This window comes from Bacillus cereus group sp. Bce019 (assembly GCF_051781745.1).
Taxonomy (GTDB): Bacteria; Bacillota; Bacilli; order Bacillales; family Bacillaceae_G; genus Bacillus_A; species Bacillus_A cereus.
The window spans coordinates 38,515-55,005 of sequence record NZ_JBPWJX010000010.1 but is presented as its reverse complement, the minus strand read 5'-3'; the positions used below and the strand labels follow the sequence as shown (position 1 = coordinate 55,005).

The window sequence follows — 16,491 nt, the reverse complement described above, 5'->3', positions numbered from 1 at the left end:
GCTTTGCTAGTACAACTAGCTCATTCTCGCACTTAACCGCCACATATTTACTATGTTTTGAAATGAAAATCTCACTGCCCAAAATAATAGAAAAAAACTTATATATTTCACATTTACCATTGACAATGATAATGATTTTCATTATCATTTGATGTATATGAGTTCTTGAAAATATAGCTACATTTATAGGAGGAATAAACATGATTATTGTTACAAATACAGCTAAAATTACAAAGGGAAATGGGCATAAATTAATTGAGCGTTTTAATAAAGTAGGTAAAGTTGAAACGATGCCAGGCTTTTTAGGTCTAGAAGTTCTTTTAACACAAAATACAGTTGATTATGATGAAGTAACAATTAGCACTCGCTGGAATGCAAAAGAAGATTTCCAAGGTTGGACAAAGAGCGCTGCATTTAAAGATGCTCACTCACATCAAGGCGGAATGCCAGAATATATTCTTGATAATAAAATTGCTTACTATGATGTAAAAGTTGTACGTATGCCAATGGCTGCAGCACAGTAAGAACAGTCCTTTTTTAAAGTATAGAATATGAGAAGCGTTATCTATCACTTCTCATATTCTATACTTTTTTCTTTAATTTCTTTTTACTAATTTTGCGTGTACAACTAGCCTTCCAGCCTCTGGATCAAGCGCATAATCACAAGTAGAAAGTGTTACGATTTCATCATTAGCCGTCAATTTCGTATCCGTTTTGTACAGTGATTTTTCTTGAATTTCCTTTAAGAACGATGCATATGCTGCATCATTTCCAAAATCCGTTTCAATGTAATAAAAGTCCGTTGTTGTCGTGTATACTGAAAAAACTTCAACGTCGTATCCTTCAAATAATGTATCGTAATATAATTTACGATGAGACATAAAAAAGTCTTCATCCAACATTTTTTTTAAACTACCAAACATAGAACCATCTTTCATACGATGGCCATATAAAATCGTATTTCGATTTTGAGATTTCACATCATTACGATGGTCCATAAAAATGCTTCCCGCTCTCATATCTTCACCTTTATAATTACGAAATAAATAGTAATCATTATCTTTTGCTTGAACGATTGGATAATTAATTTGTGTATCATCCATCGTAATCCATCCGACTATCTCTGGATTAATTTTCTGGAGATCCTGAAACTGTTTACGTACCTCTCCGTTTTCTGATTTTCCTTCCATTGGACTTCTTTTATAAATATGTTGTGCCTCAGCCATTACTTTACGATTTTCATAATAATCCATGAAAATCCCGCCCAACTCATACATTGAATAGAAAAAGATTCCTAAAAACACAATTGTAAGTATGCGTTGAAAAAAAGAATTCTTTTTCCGTCCTTTCTTACTATTCAAATTATCACCTCAAAACGGATTATGCTCAGCCTTTAGATTCCCATAGGTACCATGTACAATCCGGTATCTTCATCCTGCTTTACAATGACATCTACACCATATATTGCTTTAACCATTTCTTCTGTTATTACATCATTAGGAATACCTTTCGTAATGATTTCTCCATCTTTCATAACGATAATATGGTCGCTATAACGAATGGCTTGATTAATATCATGTAATACCATTACAATCGTTAGTCCATGCACTTCATTTAACTCTTTCACTAACTCTAATATTTCTAACTGATAGTAAATATCTAAATATGTGGTCGGCTCATCTAAGAAGAGCATTGGTGTATTTTGAGCTAATGTCATCGCGATCCAAACTCGCTGCCTCTCTCCACCAGATAAAGCATAAATTGGCTTATCACGCTTACTTTGTAAATTCGTACATACTAGTGCACGCTCAATCGCTTCTCTATCTTCATCTGTTTGCGGAGAGAATATATTTTTATATGGCATACGCCCGAAGCTTATTAGCTTTTCCACTGTAATATCTGCTGGAGCCTCATTTTGTTGATGGACAACTGCTAGCTTTCTAGCAAACTCTTTCGGTTTATATTCACCAATCGCTTTCCCATCAAGTATTACTTCTCCACTGCTAAGAGCGTGGTTTCTAGACATGACACTAAGTAATGTTGATTTCCCACATCCATTCGGTCCAATGATTGTTGTAATTTTCCCAATTTCTATTTCACTACTAACAGACTTTAAACGATTTGTTACGTTATCGTATGAAAAGGTTACATTTTTAATTTCCATGAACTTTATCACTCTTTCTAAGCAAAAATATTAAGAATGGACCACCAATAACCGCCATAATTGTTGCTGCTGGAATTTCGTTAGGTGGCACAATTAACCTTCCAATTGTATCTGCCGTCAAAATTAATAACGCCCCTGCAAGCGCAGAAAATGGAATTAATACTTTATGGTCTGAACCGACTAATTGTCTTGAAATATGCGGAACTAGTAATCCTACAAAAGCAATAACACCTGCAATCGCTGTTGATACTGCCGCTAAGAGTACTGCAATGGCAGAAATAATAAGACGAACTCTCGTCACGTGCAAGCCTAAGTTTTTCGCAGTCTTATCTTGTAGCGATAATAAGTTACACCAAGCTCCTACGAACAGAGCAAGAATAAGACCAATCGTTCCATAAGTCACTATTATTTCTACATCGCCCCACGTCTTCATTGTTATGTTAGAAGTCGTCGTTTGCTTAATACTCTTAATAAAATACCCACAAATCGTAACGAATGATTCATTTAATCCAGTAAACATTGCATTAATGGCAATACCAATTAAAATAATGCGAAGCGGGCTTAATCCTGATTTCCATGAAAACGAATAAACGAGATAACATGCAAGTGCACCACCTAAAAAGGCGAATACGGGTGTCCAGAAAAAGAATTGCGGGAACAACGTAATAATAACGAGTGTCATAAAACTTGCTCCTGAAGATATACCGATTACCCCAGCATCGGCGAGTGGATTTTTCATAACAGCTTGAAAAAGCACACCTGAAACAGCGAGAGCCGCTCCAGTGAACAACGCAATAATAATACGCGGGAAACGTAAATCTTTAATGACTTCAACATCTTCATTTCCACCTGTAAATATCCCTTGTACAAGTTCAACAATACCTACTTCTAAACTCCCTTTCATCGCTGACAATGATGTCATAACAATAAGCAATGCAGTAACAATGAGGAAACTCCAAGTTTTTTTATTCATTCTACTCTTCCTTTATATTAAAATGCATCACGGATACATCATTTTTTTCAATTCATCTAACGCTTCAATTGCTGCTAAATTGCCTGTCGTTCCAAATAAACGCTCTTCTAAATCGTAAACACGGTTATTTTTAACCGCAGCAAAGTGTTTCCAAATATCATTTGTTTTAAATTCTTTATCAAACATTTTTACAACTTCATCAGGCATACCATGAGCTGCTCGTAAAATAATATCTGGATCAGCTTTCTTTAAATACTCTGTATTAGAAGCTAAATATTCTACTTGTTCACCTTGCACAATATTTTTACCACCTAGTTGTTTCACTAAATCTCCAATATAAGAATGCTCTGTTGCTACTAAATAACTTCCCGGCACACCTAATAAAATAAGCACTGTCGGTTCTTTCTTTCCTTTTACTTCTTTTTGAATGCTAGCAACCTTTTTATCTAATTTAGTTACTACTGCTTCGGCCTGTTTTTCACGCCCATATTTCTTACCTAAATCGCTAATAGAACTTTGCATATTTTTCAAACTCGTTAAATCTAAAAAGTTTGCTTTCATACCCACACCATCAAAAACTGGCTTTAATTCATATTCAAGTGTTGTCACAGATAACACTTCTGAAGGCTTTAATGACTTTACCTTTTCCATATCTGGACTCATTGGATTCCCAACTTCAGGTAAACCTTTATATCGCTTCGGTAAAGTTTTAGAGCTTGTTGGAACGCCAACTAAATCTACTTCTAACGCATCCATAATTTCAGTAACAGCCACTGTTGTTGCAACAACGCGCTCTTTACTCTCACTCTTTACCTGCTTTGCTGTTTCTTTTTTTGGTGATGAGCACCCAGCTATACTCATTAACAAAATGATAGCCATTAGTACACTTGCAATTTTCTTCACTCTCAATCACCACTCCTTTCCATACAATATGAAACAAGTCTTGATGCACGCGAATATGCATCAAGACTCCAGAAATTACAATCTACCTGCTCTATATTTACGAACTAGTAAAGCAAGTGAACCTAGCAGTAACACCATGTATAAACCAAGTTGTGCTGTATCTGCAGTTTTTGAGTTTTTCTCTTTTTTCGAATCATTTTTTGTATCTTCTTTTTTCTTCTGACCATCTGCATTTCGGTTAAAATCAGGAGTACCTACTGTTTTTACATTATCTACTTTCGGTGTAGTCACTGGATTTTTCGGTTCCTCTTTAAGAGTTCCTAACGCGCCGATATTATTTGTATCAAATTGAATTTGCACATCGTAGAAATGATGGTAGTTCATCTCATCGATGTCTACCTTTACTTTTGCGTTTAATTTTTTAAATAGATCTTCTACTTCAAACTGTACTACTCGCGTATTTACATTTTTATCTTCGCTTACTACTTTCGCATCAGCGAATAGTTCATTGTTTTCCGTTTGGAATTTCGTAATCCACGCACTATTTTTCAGCGTCATCTCAATATATTTTTTACCATCTTTTACGATTAATTTCGCTGGATTTACAACATAGTCATTCATCTTTGAAATCTCATCTGTTTTATCTTTTAATACTTTAAATGTAATATCATATTGGCCATCTACTAAATTTTTCGGATCAACTATTACTTTCGGGTTATTATTTCCACCTTGGTTGTTGTTTCCGCCTTGGTTGTCGTTTCCGCCTTGGTTGTCGTTTCCGCCTTGGTTGTCGTTTCCACCTTGGTTGTCGTTTCCACCTTGGTTGTCGTTTCCGCCTTGGTTGTCGTTTCCACCTTGGTTCCCTAAGGCTTTAATACTGTCTTGATCAAATACAAATTGAACATCATAGAAATGGTGATAATTCATTGAATCAATATCTACTTTTACTTTTGCATTTAATTTTTTAGACAAATCGTTTACTTCTACTTCTACTACTCTTGTATTTTGTTCTTTATTTTCACTTAACACTTTTGCATTAACGAAAGAACCATTTTTCTCAAATTCAAATTTCGTAATCCATGTACTATTTTTTAATGTAAACGATACGTATTTCTTACCATCTTTTACTTTTAATACACCTGGGCTTTTTGTGTATGTGTTCATCATTGAGATTTCATCTGTTTGATCTTTTAACACTTTAAAGCCAATTCTGTATTCACCATCTTTAAGAGCTTTTGGATCAATTGTTGTGTTATTATCTTGGTTATCATTTCCACCTTGGTTGTTGTTTCCACCTTGGTTGTTGTTTCCACCTTGGTTGTTGTTTTCACCTTGGTTGTTGTTTCCACCTTGGTTGTTGTTTTCACCTTGGTTGTTGTTTTCACCTTGGTTGTTGTTTCCACCTTGGTTGTTGTTTTCACCTTGGTTATCTAACGACTTAATGCTACCTTTATCAAATGCAAATTGAATATCGTAAAAATGGTGATAATTCATTGAATCGATATCTACTTTTACTTTTGCATTTAACTTTTTCGATAAATCTGGTACTTCTACTTCCACTACGCGTGTATCAGTTTTTTTATCTTCACTTATTACATTTGCATCAACAAACGAACTATTTTTCTCAAATTCAAATTTTGTAATCCAAGAACTGTTCGTTAACGTAAATGATACATACTTCTTACCATCTTTTACTTTTAGCACACCTGGACTTTTTGTATATGTGTTCATCATTGAAATTTCGTCTGTTTGATCTTTTAATGCCTTAAATTTGATGCTGTATTCACCATCTTTAATTGTTTCAGCATCTGGTTTTTTATTTTCATCTGGTTTTTCTACTTCTGTTTTTTCTACTTCTGGTTTTTCTACTTCCGGTTTTTCTGCTTTCGGTTTTTCTACTTCTGGTTGTTTCTCTTCATTTTTAATTTGTTCAAGTTTATCTTGTTCAAATAAAAGTTGTACATCATGCATTTGCTTATAGTTTCTTGATGCCATTTCGATAAATACTTTTGTATTTAGTTTTTTAGATAAATCGTTTACTTCAAACTCTACTACTCTTGTATCTTTTTCCTTATCCTCACTCACTACTTTTGCATCAACAAATGCGCCATCTTTTTCCGTTTGGAAATTTTTAATTAATGAGCTACTTTTTAGTGTTACAATTGCTTTTTTCTTACCGTTTTCTACTTTTAATACTCCTGGATTTACCATGTAACTATTCATCTTAGATTCTTCATCTGTTTGATCTTTTAACACTTTAAATGGAATGCTGTACGCACCATCTGTAATTGTGTTAGAATTTGGTTGTTGATCTGGGTCAGGCTTTTGGTCGGGCTTCTGACCTGGATCGGTAGTTTCATTTGGATCTGGCTTATTAGCTGGGTCCTCTTTTTCATTTGGTTTTTCTACATGAATTGGTGTAATGCTATTTTGATCAAATGCAATACGAACGTCGTACTCATGATGATAATTTAAAAAATCAATATCTACTTTTACTTTTGCATTTAATACCTTCTCTACATCTTCTACATCAAATTCTACTACTCTTGTATCTTTTTCTTTATCTTCACTAATTACATTTGTCGCAACTAGCTTACCTGCCTTTTCTGTTTCAAATTTCGTAATCCATGAACTATTTGTTAATGTAAAGGATACTTTCTTTTTCCCATCCTTCACTTTTAAAGTTCCCGGACTTACTGAATATTGATTCATCATCGATTCTTCATCTGATGTATCTTTTAAAACTTTGAAGCCAATTGAATATTCACCGTCAGCCAACTTGGTAGCTGCTTGAACTGCAAGTGGTTGTAATGTTGATACGAATGTAAATATCATTAAAAACATAGCAACAATAATTTTTGTATACCTGTTCAATGGAACGACTCTCCCTTTTGAAAATTATTTAATACTGTTCCCATCAAATACAAAGCGAATATCATACGAAGCATTATAATTAATAATTGGAATATTAATTTTCACTTTGCCATTTAGTTTTTTTGACAAGTCAGCAACTTCAAATTCTACAACTCTAGTATTATCTTTTTTGTTTTCACTTAACACGGTTGTTTCTACAAATTGACCATCTTTTTCTACTTGGAAACTTTTAATAGAAGCACTATCTTTCACTTTAAATGAAACATATTGTTTTCCATTTTTAACTGTTAATGTTGCTGGGCTTTCAAAATAACTATTCATTCTAGACGATTCATCTTTATCGCCTTTCCATACAGTAAAAGCAATATTATATTTTCCATCAGCTAGTTTTGTAGCAGCCTTTGCATCTTGTAAACCTAGTGTTGCGATAAATGTAAATAAAACAGCAAATACGGCAATAATCATTTTAAATTGTTTAAACATATATTCATCACCCTTCAAAAGATTTATTTACTCAATTTCACTTTACGAATTAAGAAAGCACCTGAAATAAGAATTAACGCTGCAAACAATCCAATACGTGCTTCATCGCCTGTTTTTGGGTTATCTGTTTTTTCAGCTTTTCCATTTTCATTTTTTGTTTCTTTATTCACTTCTTTAGCTGTTTCCTTACTCTCTACTTTTGTTTTCTCTTCTTTTACTTGTGTATCTGTTTTCGCTTGATCATTATTTTTTGTTGTAGCAGCTACGCCATTATCGCCACCTACAGCTTTTACATTTGCATCAAAAGCAAAACGAATTGTGTAGTGGTGGTCATAGTTTGCACTTGGTACAACAACATGAATTTTTACAGCTGCCGGTTTGGATAAATCATCTACTTTAAACTCTACTGTTCTTTTATCTGCCGATTCATCTTTACTAACAACTTTCGCATCAACAAAATTTCCGTTCTCTGGTGCTTTAAATTCTGTAATCCAAGCACTATGATTCATCGGAACTTGTACTCTCATCTCACCGTTTTTCACTATTAATTTTGCCGGCTTTTCAAAATAGTCATTTGCCATTGAAGCTGAATCATTTTCCGCTTTTTGAATTACGTAATTAATATCGTAAGTACCATCAGCTAGTTTTGCTGAAGCATTCCCGTATGGCATTACAAGAAAAGCTAGCATACATACGAACGTTATAATAAAAGCGGGTAATACAGAAACCTTTTTCATTTTTCTTGTTTCCTCCTTGGTTATCTTTCATTTCACTTTTTCCGAAAATGATAATTATTCTCAATTCATAAGAAAAAAATAATCTCTTCTACCTATTATTTAATTAGCATTCTTTTATGTAACATAAGCGTTATTGATTATCATTCTCATTGGATATTAAAAATAATATCTCACCCTATTCCTTATACGAAGGCATAGAAACTGAGAAAAAATTATAAAACGTATTTATTGATTATCATTCTCAATGTAAGTCAAAAAAAATAAACTTTCTCTTCTCTTCTTTCACCTCTTCCCATAACAACACTATAGTTATAGAAACCCCGTTTCTCTCACTTCCCTTCCAATATTTCCACAACTAAGTCAATCTTAGCCTACTCATAAATTTTTTGTCAACTATATTACGTATAAAATTTTTAATATCTAAATTTCTCTATATGCGGCTTTTTTTACAAAAAAAGAGACTTTCTATTATAGAAAGCCTCTTTTCTCTATTTTTCTACAGCAATTTCCTGCTTTTGAAACTTAGAAACTATATAACCAAATCCTATACCGATTATACCTGGAACTAACCAACCAATTCCTACACTATATAATGGAATCTTATCTAAAATAGGTGCTAGCGCTGCAATTTGAAGGTTTGCATTGTGTAACCCATCAAAGAAACTTATTGCAAATGCTCCTACAATCCCGCCCACATACATCGCTAATGGAAGACGAACGTAGTTTTCAACAAGTGATAATACGATAAGTACGATTCCAATTGGATAAATTGCGATTAAGATTGGTAATGCTAATGCATTTAACTGAGTTAACCCAAGGTTTGCTACCATAAATGCTAATACACAGAAAATGAAAACGACTTTTTGATAAGAAAGCTTTGGTAATAAAGAAGAGAAGTAATCACCACAAGCTGCAACAATACCTACAGAAGTTGTTAAACATGCTGCTGTAATTGCGATCCCTAGTAATAAAGTTCCGTAGCTACCAAATAAATGATTCACGACATTTGTTAAAATAATTCCTCCGTTTGCGCCCATTCCAAGTGACACACTAGAAGCTCCAAGATAAGCAAGTGCTAAATAGACAAGTAGTAGACCTAGCGCTGCAATAAATCCCGCAAAGATTGTTACTTTTGCAATACTGTTTTTATTTGTAATGCCTTTTTCTTTTAACGCATGAATTACAACATTTCCGAATACCAGTGCTGCAAGTCCATCTAAAGTTAAATATCCATCAATAAATCCTTTAAAGAGAGGAGCACTATACGCTTCTGTCGGTGCACCAAATTCTCCAATTGGTGTAATAAGTGCTTTACCTACGATAATTGCAATAACAGCTAATAGTATTGGAGTTAGCACTTTACCAATACGACCCACTAATTTCGAAGGATTTAAAGCTAAATAGAAAGTGACTGCAAAGAAAATAAATGTAAAGATAACAAGTGGATATGACTGACCAGCTATCTCACTTGGTAAAAACGGTGCAACACTCATCTCATAAGCTACTGTTCCTGTACGCGGCACACTTACGAATACGCCTAAACATAAATAAATTGCAGTGATAAAAACAAGTGCAAATATAGGATGTACACGTCCTGCTAGCTCATTAATATCTCCCTTTAAAGCTATAACAATAACTCCTAATAAAGGTAATCCAACACCCGTTACGATAAAACCAAACAATGCGATCCATACATCTGTTCCAGCCCCTTGTCCTAATGCTGGTGGAAAAATCATATTACCCGCACCGAAAAATAGTGCAAATAACATTAAACTTATTGCAAACATCTCAGAAAACTTTAAAGATGATTTCATTTATACTAACCTCCTAAATAATTATAAATTAACAAAATATTCTGAATTAAAATCCGTCACATATCCTCTTTCAAGCATACTTCCCCGTAAAAGAACGCAAAAAACACCCGTCCCTAACAAAGGGACGAGTGTTGAAATCGTGGTTCCACCCTTATTCTAATAAAATGAATTTATAACGAAATAAGCTCATTTTATAGCTCGTGTAAATTGATAACGGTTTTATCCGCCAAGAATTACAATGCATCATGTATGCAGTTCACTCTTGAAGTTTAGAGGTGGTAAGCTTGTCTTTTCGTATTAGGAAGCTCACAGCCTAAGGCTTCCCTCTCTGAGAATCGTAAAATACAACTCATGTCCTCATCATTACTTTTATAAAATATCTTGTCGAAACTTGTTGTTTTTTATTATATGGGCTATTTTTTAAAAAATCAATAGTTTTATTTTTTCTGACAAAAAAATATAGGGAGAAAATTTTTCCTCCCTATAACTGCCCTATTAAAATTTCTAACTCTTCAGCTGTAACGCTCCGCCACTTTCCAACTTCAAGCTCATTTAGCTCTATATTCATAATGCGTACTCGCTTTAGCTTTATTACAGTAAATCCGAAAGCACGACTCATTCTACGAATTTGCCTGTTCATTCCTTGCGTTAAAACGATACGAAATGTTGATTGATCGACTCTTGTCACTTTGCACGGCTTTGTCATTCCATCTTTAATCTTTACACCGCGGGACATCTCATCAATAAACCAGTCCGTAAAAGGTTTATCGACTGTGACAACATATTCTTTCTCGTGCTCATGATCACCGTGTAAAATTTGATTCGCAATGCCGCCGTCATTCGTTAATAAGATAAGTCCTTCCGATGCTTTATCTAATCGCCCAACTGGAAAGATTCGCTCTGGGTAATTGATATAATTAATAATATTATCTTCAATATGATCGGCTGCTGTACAAGTAATTCCGACTGGTTTATGAAATGCGATATACACTTTTTCTTTCTCTTCTTTTACAATAACTTGCCCATCAATCGTTACCCTATCACCATCGCTTACGAGTGCACCGTGCGTACATATTTCGCCGTTAATAGCCACGCGTCCAGCTTTAATGAGACGATCTGTTTCACGTCTGGAGCATGATTTTGCTTCGCTTATGTATTGGTTGATTTTCATGTTTTGTTCCTTTTCGTATATATTAAAAGCGTCAATTTTTACGTTAATCAAATTCAGATACATAATCTGCTTCACGTAAAAACTCGTGCCAAGCTTCTTCTTTTTCTATTTTCTTTTTTAGGATACCTGGATATATTTCTTCATTAAAACTTTTTGCATTTTCCTCATGCTCATTTATTATATTTTTAGTGGCAATATCTCCATATTTTTGTAATGTATTAATTTTCGTTCTTAATGTATTTGAATACTCTATCTTAGATTCATTTTCCATACATTTCTCTGCTTCTGTTTCCATTTGGTGATTTAATTCTTTTATAGCTAATTCCTGAATATTTAATAATTCATTATTAGAAGAAGCATTCCCTATATAATCATTAATTAATTTTATATCTACTAATTCTACAATCTTTATATACCGCGCTAAAAATTCTGTTTTTTTTCTTTTTTGCGAATGAATAATTAATTCCAATACCTTTTCAAAATCCTCATTACTGTTTATCCAATTTTGAATAACAATCCTTTTCTGATTTACTTCCTCGATGTTATCCCATATAAAAAATAACCCTTCTATATCTTCAATACTATAGTCATTATAAAGATCCCCTATTTTCTTAGAAGATAAATAATAATTTTTCACTTCACTCCTAAAAGCTGACATAAAAGATGTCACTTTAGACTCTTCTATTAAAAGGATTTTGCTAATCTCTTTATCATGCAAATAATTACTTAAAATATCATTAATTTTAAGTACTAATTTAATATCTATTTTACCCATAAAAACTGGGTTAATATCTGTTCTTTTTAGATATACGCACAGTATGGTTAGCAGTCTTGCATATTCATCTAAATGATAAGTTACAATAGTTTCTTTATTCATACCCAACTGTAATATTTTTATCATGTTCTGATGCTCGGTTTCACTCATCTTATCAATGCTATATTCAATACTAGAAAATACTTTCTCCGCAGAGTATAAATTTAAACATCTCTCGAATTCTTTACTTAATACATTCGTATCACATGTTTTTAACTTTTCCATAAAAAATGATAAATCCCTCTCACTTCCAGATATATCATACATAAAATATCTTCTAAAATAATCTTTAGAACATACTCTCTTTTTATTTTCTGTTAATTTCAATTTACTTGCATGCTTTATATCATTAGAGTCTGGTATCAAATTAGGAAATATGTTTACTAATAAAGATTCATACATACTATACTTCTTCTTAATGTACTCAATTAATTTATCATCGTGAATGTTTTTTTCTAAAAAAGCATTCGGTTCCAGCCTTATTTTTTCATATAAATTAGGTGCCCCAACTTTAACAAGTAATAGATACAACAAATCATCCACATTCGTTTTATCTTTTAACAAAGGCAACATAAATTTCACCGTATTTAAGTACCGATTTATATTCCGAGGAGTAAATTCAAGCTTTTGCAAATCAATTAAACGCTCGGTACTCACAAATTCCATACTTAAAAATCTTGATTCTGATAATAAATTATTCTCTATTAATATTTCCTGTACACCATTCCAAAGCATTTCATTCATGATATAGACATCAGTTTCTGGTATATATAAGGGTATTTGAATAAATTTCTCTAAATAGTCTCTTCCAATTTTTTTCGCATCAACATTTTCATCTTTCCCATGTAATTCAGCCAAAGCAGCTGCTACAATTTCTTCATCCAATGCTACAATATAAGTTATATTCGGAAAATCACAAATCAACCTTACTAATCTAAATACCATTTGAATCTCTTCTTTAGATAATCTGTCAATATCGTCAATAAATACAATAATTCTCTTTGGCGAGTTTCGTAAGGATTCTTCCACTTCATCTTTTAAATCTTTTATATTTTTGGATTTTGCATCAAATAGTTCTTCAGTGAGACTATACGTTTCTTTAAAATTAACTGTTATACCCGGTATTCGTAAACTTACTGAAGAAAAAGCCTTTGAGTACTTGATTATATCTTTTTCAATTTGGGTATCAAACCCACGTGATTTTTTTATTTCATTTAATAACTGCTCTAAAAATTCAACAACTATCTCATGATTGTCTTTCCCCAAATACCATGGTTTAAATTCAAAAATTAAATATTTATCTTTTTTATCATTTTCATTTTCGATAGTTTCTTTAATCATTTTAAAAATAGAGGTTTTTCCAGTCCCCCATTTACCATAAAATCCAATTGTTAAATTTTCATCTTTCATTTTATACAAATTACTCACAACATGATCAACAAATCTTTTTCTATTTAATTTATCGTCTCTATTATTACTAACTGGGTTATCAGAATAAAAATATGTTTCACTACTTTTTCGTTTTTTCAATTTCCGTTCTTTTTGCTTTCTGATACACTTTCCGATGGCACAAACTCCAAAAAGAAGTAAGCTAATAAATGAACACAAAAAAGCTACATCAAATAAATCCGACAATATGTTACCTTGAAAATGCATTTGATGTAGTGGTCCAGTACAATAATTAAAAACTATTCCTATCCAAAATATAACTTGTACTAAATAACGGTTCGGTAAATAATCATGTTCCCTATAATACAAACCTTTTCGTTCTAATTTAATATTCAGACAAACCATAAAACCTAATACGAATGTAAAACTTGCAATAAGAACTACCTTCATCATGTTATTTGTAAACAAATTATTTAAAGCAGCTAAATTTATTCTACAGATAGTTAATACAAAGTATATAAATATACTCCCTATAGCTACCGCAAAAAACTTTTTCATATATTTTTTAGTCCCCTTCTCTAACACCCAAATAGTTTTATACAATGACGCACTCTTGTATCTAAATAAAACAGCGTCTATCCAACGATACATTTACCATTAAAGATTGACGCTGTTCATAATTTTTCACTTCGCAAAAACAACTAAATAAATAACCCCAATCACCAAAAATATTCCACAACAAGCCAACAATACTTTTGCAAGTTTGTCCATAAACATATAATGGTTTCCCCTTTGTTTCGTTGTTTTCTATTTTAATTCGACAACTGTTACGCCTAGGCCTCCCTCGCCCATGTCACCGTAACGGAAGGTTTTTACACCGCGGTGCTTCTTCAAGTAATCTTGTACACCTTGGCGAAGTGCTCCTGTCCCTTTACCGTGAATAATTGATACGCGAGGATAGCTTGCAAGCTGGGCATCGTCTAAGTATTTCTCAACGCGCGCCATTGCATTTTCAAATCGTTCACCACGAAGGTCAAGTTCTAATGAAACATGATAGTCTCTACCTTTTACCGTTGCAACTGCTTTTTTCTCTGTTTGCTTCGGTGTGTTAATGTATTCCATATTAGATTCTTTCACTTTCATCTTCAGAATACCGATTTGTACGCTCCACTCTGTATCGCTTACTTTTTCAAGTAGTTGACCTTTTTGACCGAACGTTAATACTTTCACTTCATCACCTGCACGTAACTGTTGTTTCGGTGCAGTGTTTTTCACATTTACTTTTTGTTTCTTAACAAGCTCTGGCGCTGCGCCTTCTAGACGACTCTTCGCTTCAATTAGCTCGTGGTCTTTCACATTTGCAAGCTGTGCTTTACGCAATTGACGAAGTTCTTGAATAATGCCTTCTGCTTCTTTCTTTGCAGCTTCGACTTTTTCTTCTCCTTCTTTTTGCGCTTTTAATAATCGTTCATCACGATCTTCGTTAAATTCAATGATTTGACGTTGTAATTCACGATGCAGTTTTTCAGATTGTTTGCGAAGCGCTTCTGCTTCGTTCCAGTCACGCTCTGCGTTCTTCTGGCTTTCTTCTAACTTCGCAATCATATTTTCAATTTTATTCGTATCTGTACTAATGTGATTGCGTGCTTGCTCAATAACGCGATCAGATAATCCAAGACGTTTCGAAATTTCAAAGGCATTACTACGGCCTGGTACACCGATTAATAATTTATAAGTTGGACTTAATGTATTTACATCAAACTCAACACTCGCATTAATAACTTGCTCACGGTTATATCCGTATGCTTTTAATTCTGGATAATGCGTCGTTGCAACAACGCGAGCACCGCGATTACATACTTCATCTAAAATTGAAATGGCAAGTGCAGCCCCTTCTTGCGGGTCTGTTCCAGCACCTAATTCATCGAATAAAACTAAACTTTCAAAATCAGCTTTTTCTAAAATATCAACGATGTTCACCATATGTGAGGAGAACGTACTTAAACTCTGTTCAATCGATTGCTCATCACCGATATCAGCAAAGATATTTTTGAATACACAAATCTCTGACTCATCCATTACTGGAATGTGAAGGCCAGATTGCGCCATTAACACACAAATACCAACTGTTTTCAGCGTAACTGTTTTACCACCTGTATTCGGTCCTGTAATAACAATTGTCGTGAAATCTTTACCTAACATAATGTTATTTGGCACGATTATTTCTGGATCGATTAGCGGATGGCGAGCTTGTCTTAAATCCATATAACGCTCGTTATTTACGATTGGTTTCGTTGCTTTAATTCGTTTCGCATAAAAAGCTTTCGCAAAGATGAAATCAAGATTTGCAACTACTTCTACGTTTGATAAAACGATATCGGCTTCTACTGCTACTTCTTCTGTTAACATCAATAAGATGCGTTCAATTTCTTGTTTTTCTTTCACACGTGCTTCTTGTAGTGCATTATTTAATTCTACAATTACTTGTGGTTCAATAAATAACGTTTGTCCAGAAGCCGATTGATCGTGAACAATACCACCATATACGCCGCGATATTCTTGTTTTACTGGGATTACGTAACGTTCGTTACGAATCGTTACAATCGAATCAGACAGCATCTTTTGCGCGTTTGAAGAGCGCGTCATATTTTCTAACTTTTCACGAATACGACTTTCCGCAGTACGAATTTGAGTACGAATACCACGCAGTTTATCACTTGCGCTATCGACTACTTCACCGCCGTCACCGATGCAATTTGTAATTTTCTTTTCTAAATCATATAAAGATACAATTTGAGCGACGTGAGTTTCTAAAATCGGAAGCTCGACACCGTTATCAGCCATATCTTCAATGAAGCGTTTCATATTACGACTACCATACATCGTATTTGCAATATCAAGTAATTCATTTGGACTTAACATACTCCCAATTTTTGCACGCTTCACATTTGAGCGAATATCCGTAATACCACCTAATGGTGCACTACCTTTTAAACGAATAACTTTCGCTGCTTCATCCGTTGTATCTTGCATTTCTACAATTTCTTCAAAATCAGTGCTCGGCACTAAATGCTTCACTTTGTCACGACCAAGTGAAGATGCTGTATGTTCAAGTAATTGTTCTTTTACTTTATTGTATTCTAATACACGCAACGTTCTTTCTAACATG

The 16,491-nt window shown here is 33.6% G+C and carries 12 protein-coding genes and 1 other annotated feature; of the genes, 1 reads left to right on the top strand and 11 read right to left on the bottom strand.

Annotated elements, in window-relative coordinates; translation table 11 throughout:
* The first annotated feature begins 200 nt into the window (after nt 1-200).
* The gene (isdG, locus tag ACS2QP_RS15350; RefSeq protein ID WP_000587818.1) at nt 201-524 is read left to right on the top strand and encodes a heme oxygenase; all 324 of its coding nucleotides are present in this window, start codon (nt 201-203) and stop codon (nt 522-524) included.
* 72 nt (nt 525-596) lie between these two features.
* Here isdG and srtB read toward each other — a convergent pair whose 3' ends face one another.
* The 11 genes from srtB to ACS2QP_RS15295 form a co-directional block, all read right to left on the bottom strand.
* Nucleotides 597-1,361, bottom strand: a complete 765-nt coding sequence (gene srtB, locus ACS2QP_RS15345) for a class B sortase (RefSeq protein ID WP_326263114.1) — start codon at nt 1,359-1,361, stop codon at nt 597-599.
* Nucleotides 1,362-1,393: 32 nt separating this feature from the next.
* Nucleotides 1,394-2,164, bottom strand: a complete 771-nt coding sequence (locus ACS2QP_RS15340; RefSeq protein ID WP_438882578.1) for an ABC transporter ATP-binding protein — start codon at nt 2,162-2,164, stop codon at nt 1,394-1,396.
* Entirely contained in the window at nt 2,154-3,137 is a 984-nt protein-coding gene (locus ACS2QP_RS15335) for a FecCD family ABC transporter permease (protein WP_438882577.1), read from the bottom strand. Before ACS2QP_RS15335 ends, ACS2QP_RS15340 begins: the two co-directional genes overlap by 11 nt.
* 27 nt (nt 3,138-3,164) lie before the next feature.
* On the bottom strand, nt 3,165-4,046 hold the full coding sequence (isdE, locus tag ACS2QP_RS15330) for a heme ABC transporter substrate-binding protein IsdE (protein WP_002182955.1): 882 nt from the start codon (nt 4,044-4,046) through the stop codon (nt 3,165-3,167).
* A 69-nt stretch (nt 4,047-4,115) separates the two neighbouring features.
* A complete protein-coding gene (locus tag ACS2QP_RS15325; protein ID WP_438882576.1) occupies nt 4,116-6,914 on the bottom strand; it encodes an NEAT domain-containing protein in 2,799 nt (932 codons plus the stop codon).
* A 24-nt stretch (nt 6,915-6,938) separates the two neighbouring features.
* Complete coding sequence (locus tag ACS2QP_RS15320; protein ID WP_000476164.1) at nt 6,939-7,397, bottom strand: NEAT domain-containing protein; 459 nt, start codon at nt 7,395-7,397, stop codon at nt 6,939-6,941.
* A 23-nt stretch (nt 7,398-7,420) separates the two neighbouring features.
* A complete protein-coding gene (isdC, locus tag ACS2QP_RS15315; RefSeq protein WP_000757953.1) occupies nt 7,421-8,134 on the bottom strand; it encodes a heme uptake protein IsdC in 714 nt (237 codons plus the stop codon).
* A gap of 488 nt (nt 8,135-8,622) precedes the next feature.
* Nucleotides 8,623-9,948, bottom strand: coding sequence for a branched-chain amino acid transport system II carrier protein BrnQ6 (brnQ6, locus tag ACS2QP_RS15310; protein ID WP_000842640.1), 1,326 nt, complete (start codon nt 9,946-9,948; stop codon nt 8,623-8,625).
* 117 nt (nt 9,949-10,065) lie between these two features.
* Nucleotides 10,066-10,321: a binding site (T-box leader), on the bottom strand.
* 108 nt (nt 10,322-10,429) lie between these two features.
* Nucleotides 10,430-11,119, bottom strand: coding sequence for a 23S rRNA pseudouridine(2604) synthase RluF (locus ACS2QP_RS15305; RefSeq protein ID WP_410987741.1), 690 nt, complete (start codon nt 11,117-11,119; stop codon nt 10,430-10,432).
* Nucleotides 11,120-11,162: 43 nt separating this feature from the next.
* Nucleotides 11,163-13,880, bottom strand: coding sequence for a KAP family P-loop NTPase fold protein (locus ACS2QP_RS15300; RefSeq protein ID WP_438882575.1), 2,718 nt, complete (start codon nt 13,878-13,880; stop codon nt 11,163-11,165).
* Nucleotides 13,881-14,129: 249 nt separating this feature from the next.
* Complete coding sequence (locus ACS2QP_RS15295; protein ID WP_000893715.1) at nt 14,130-16,490, bottom strand: endonuclease MutS2; 2,361 nt, start codon at nt 16,488-16,490, stop codon at nt 14,130-14,132.
* Nucleotide 16,491: the final 1 nt, after the last annotated feature.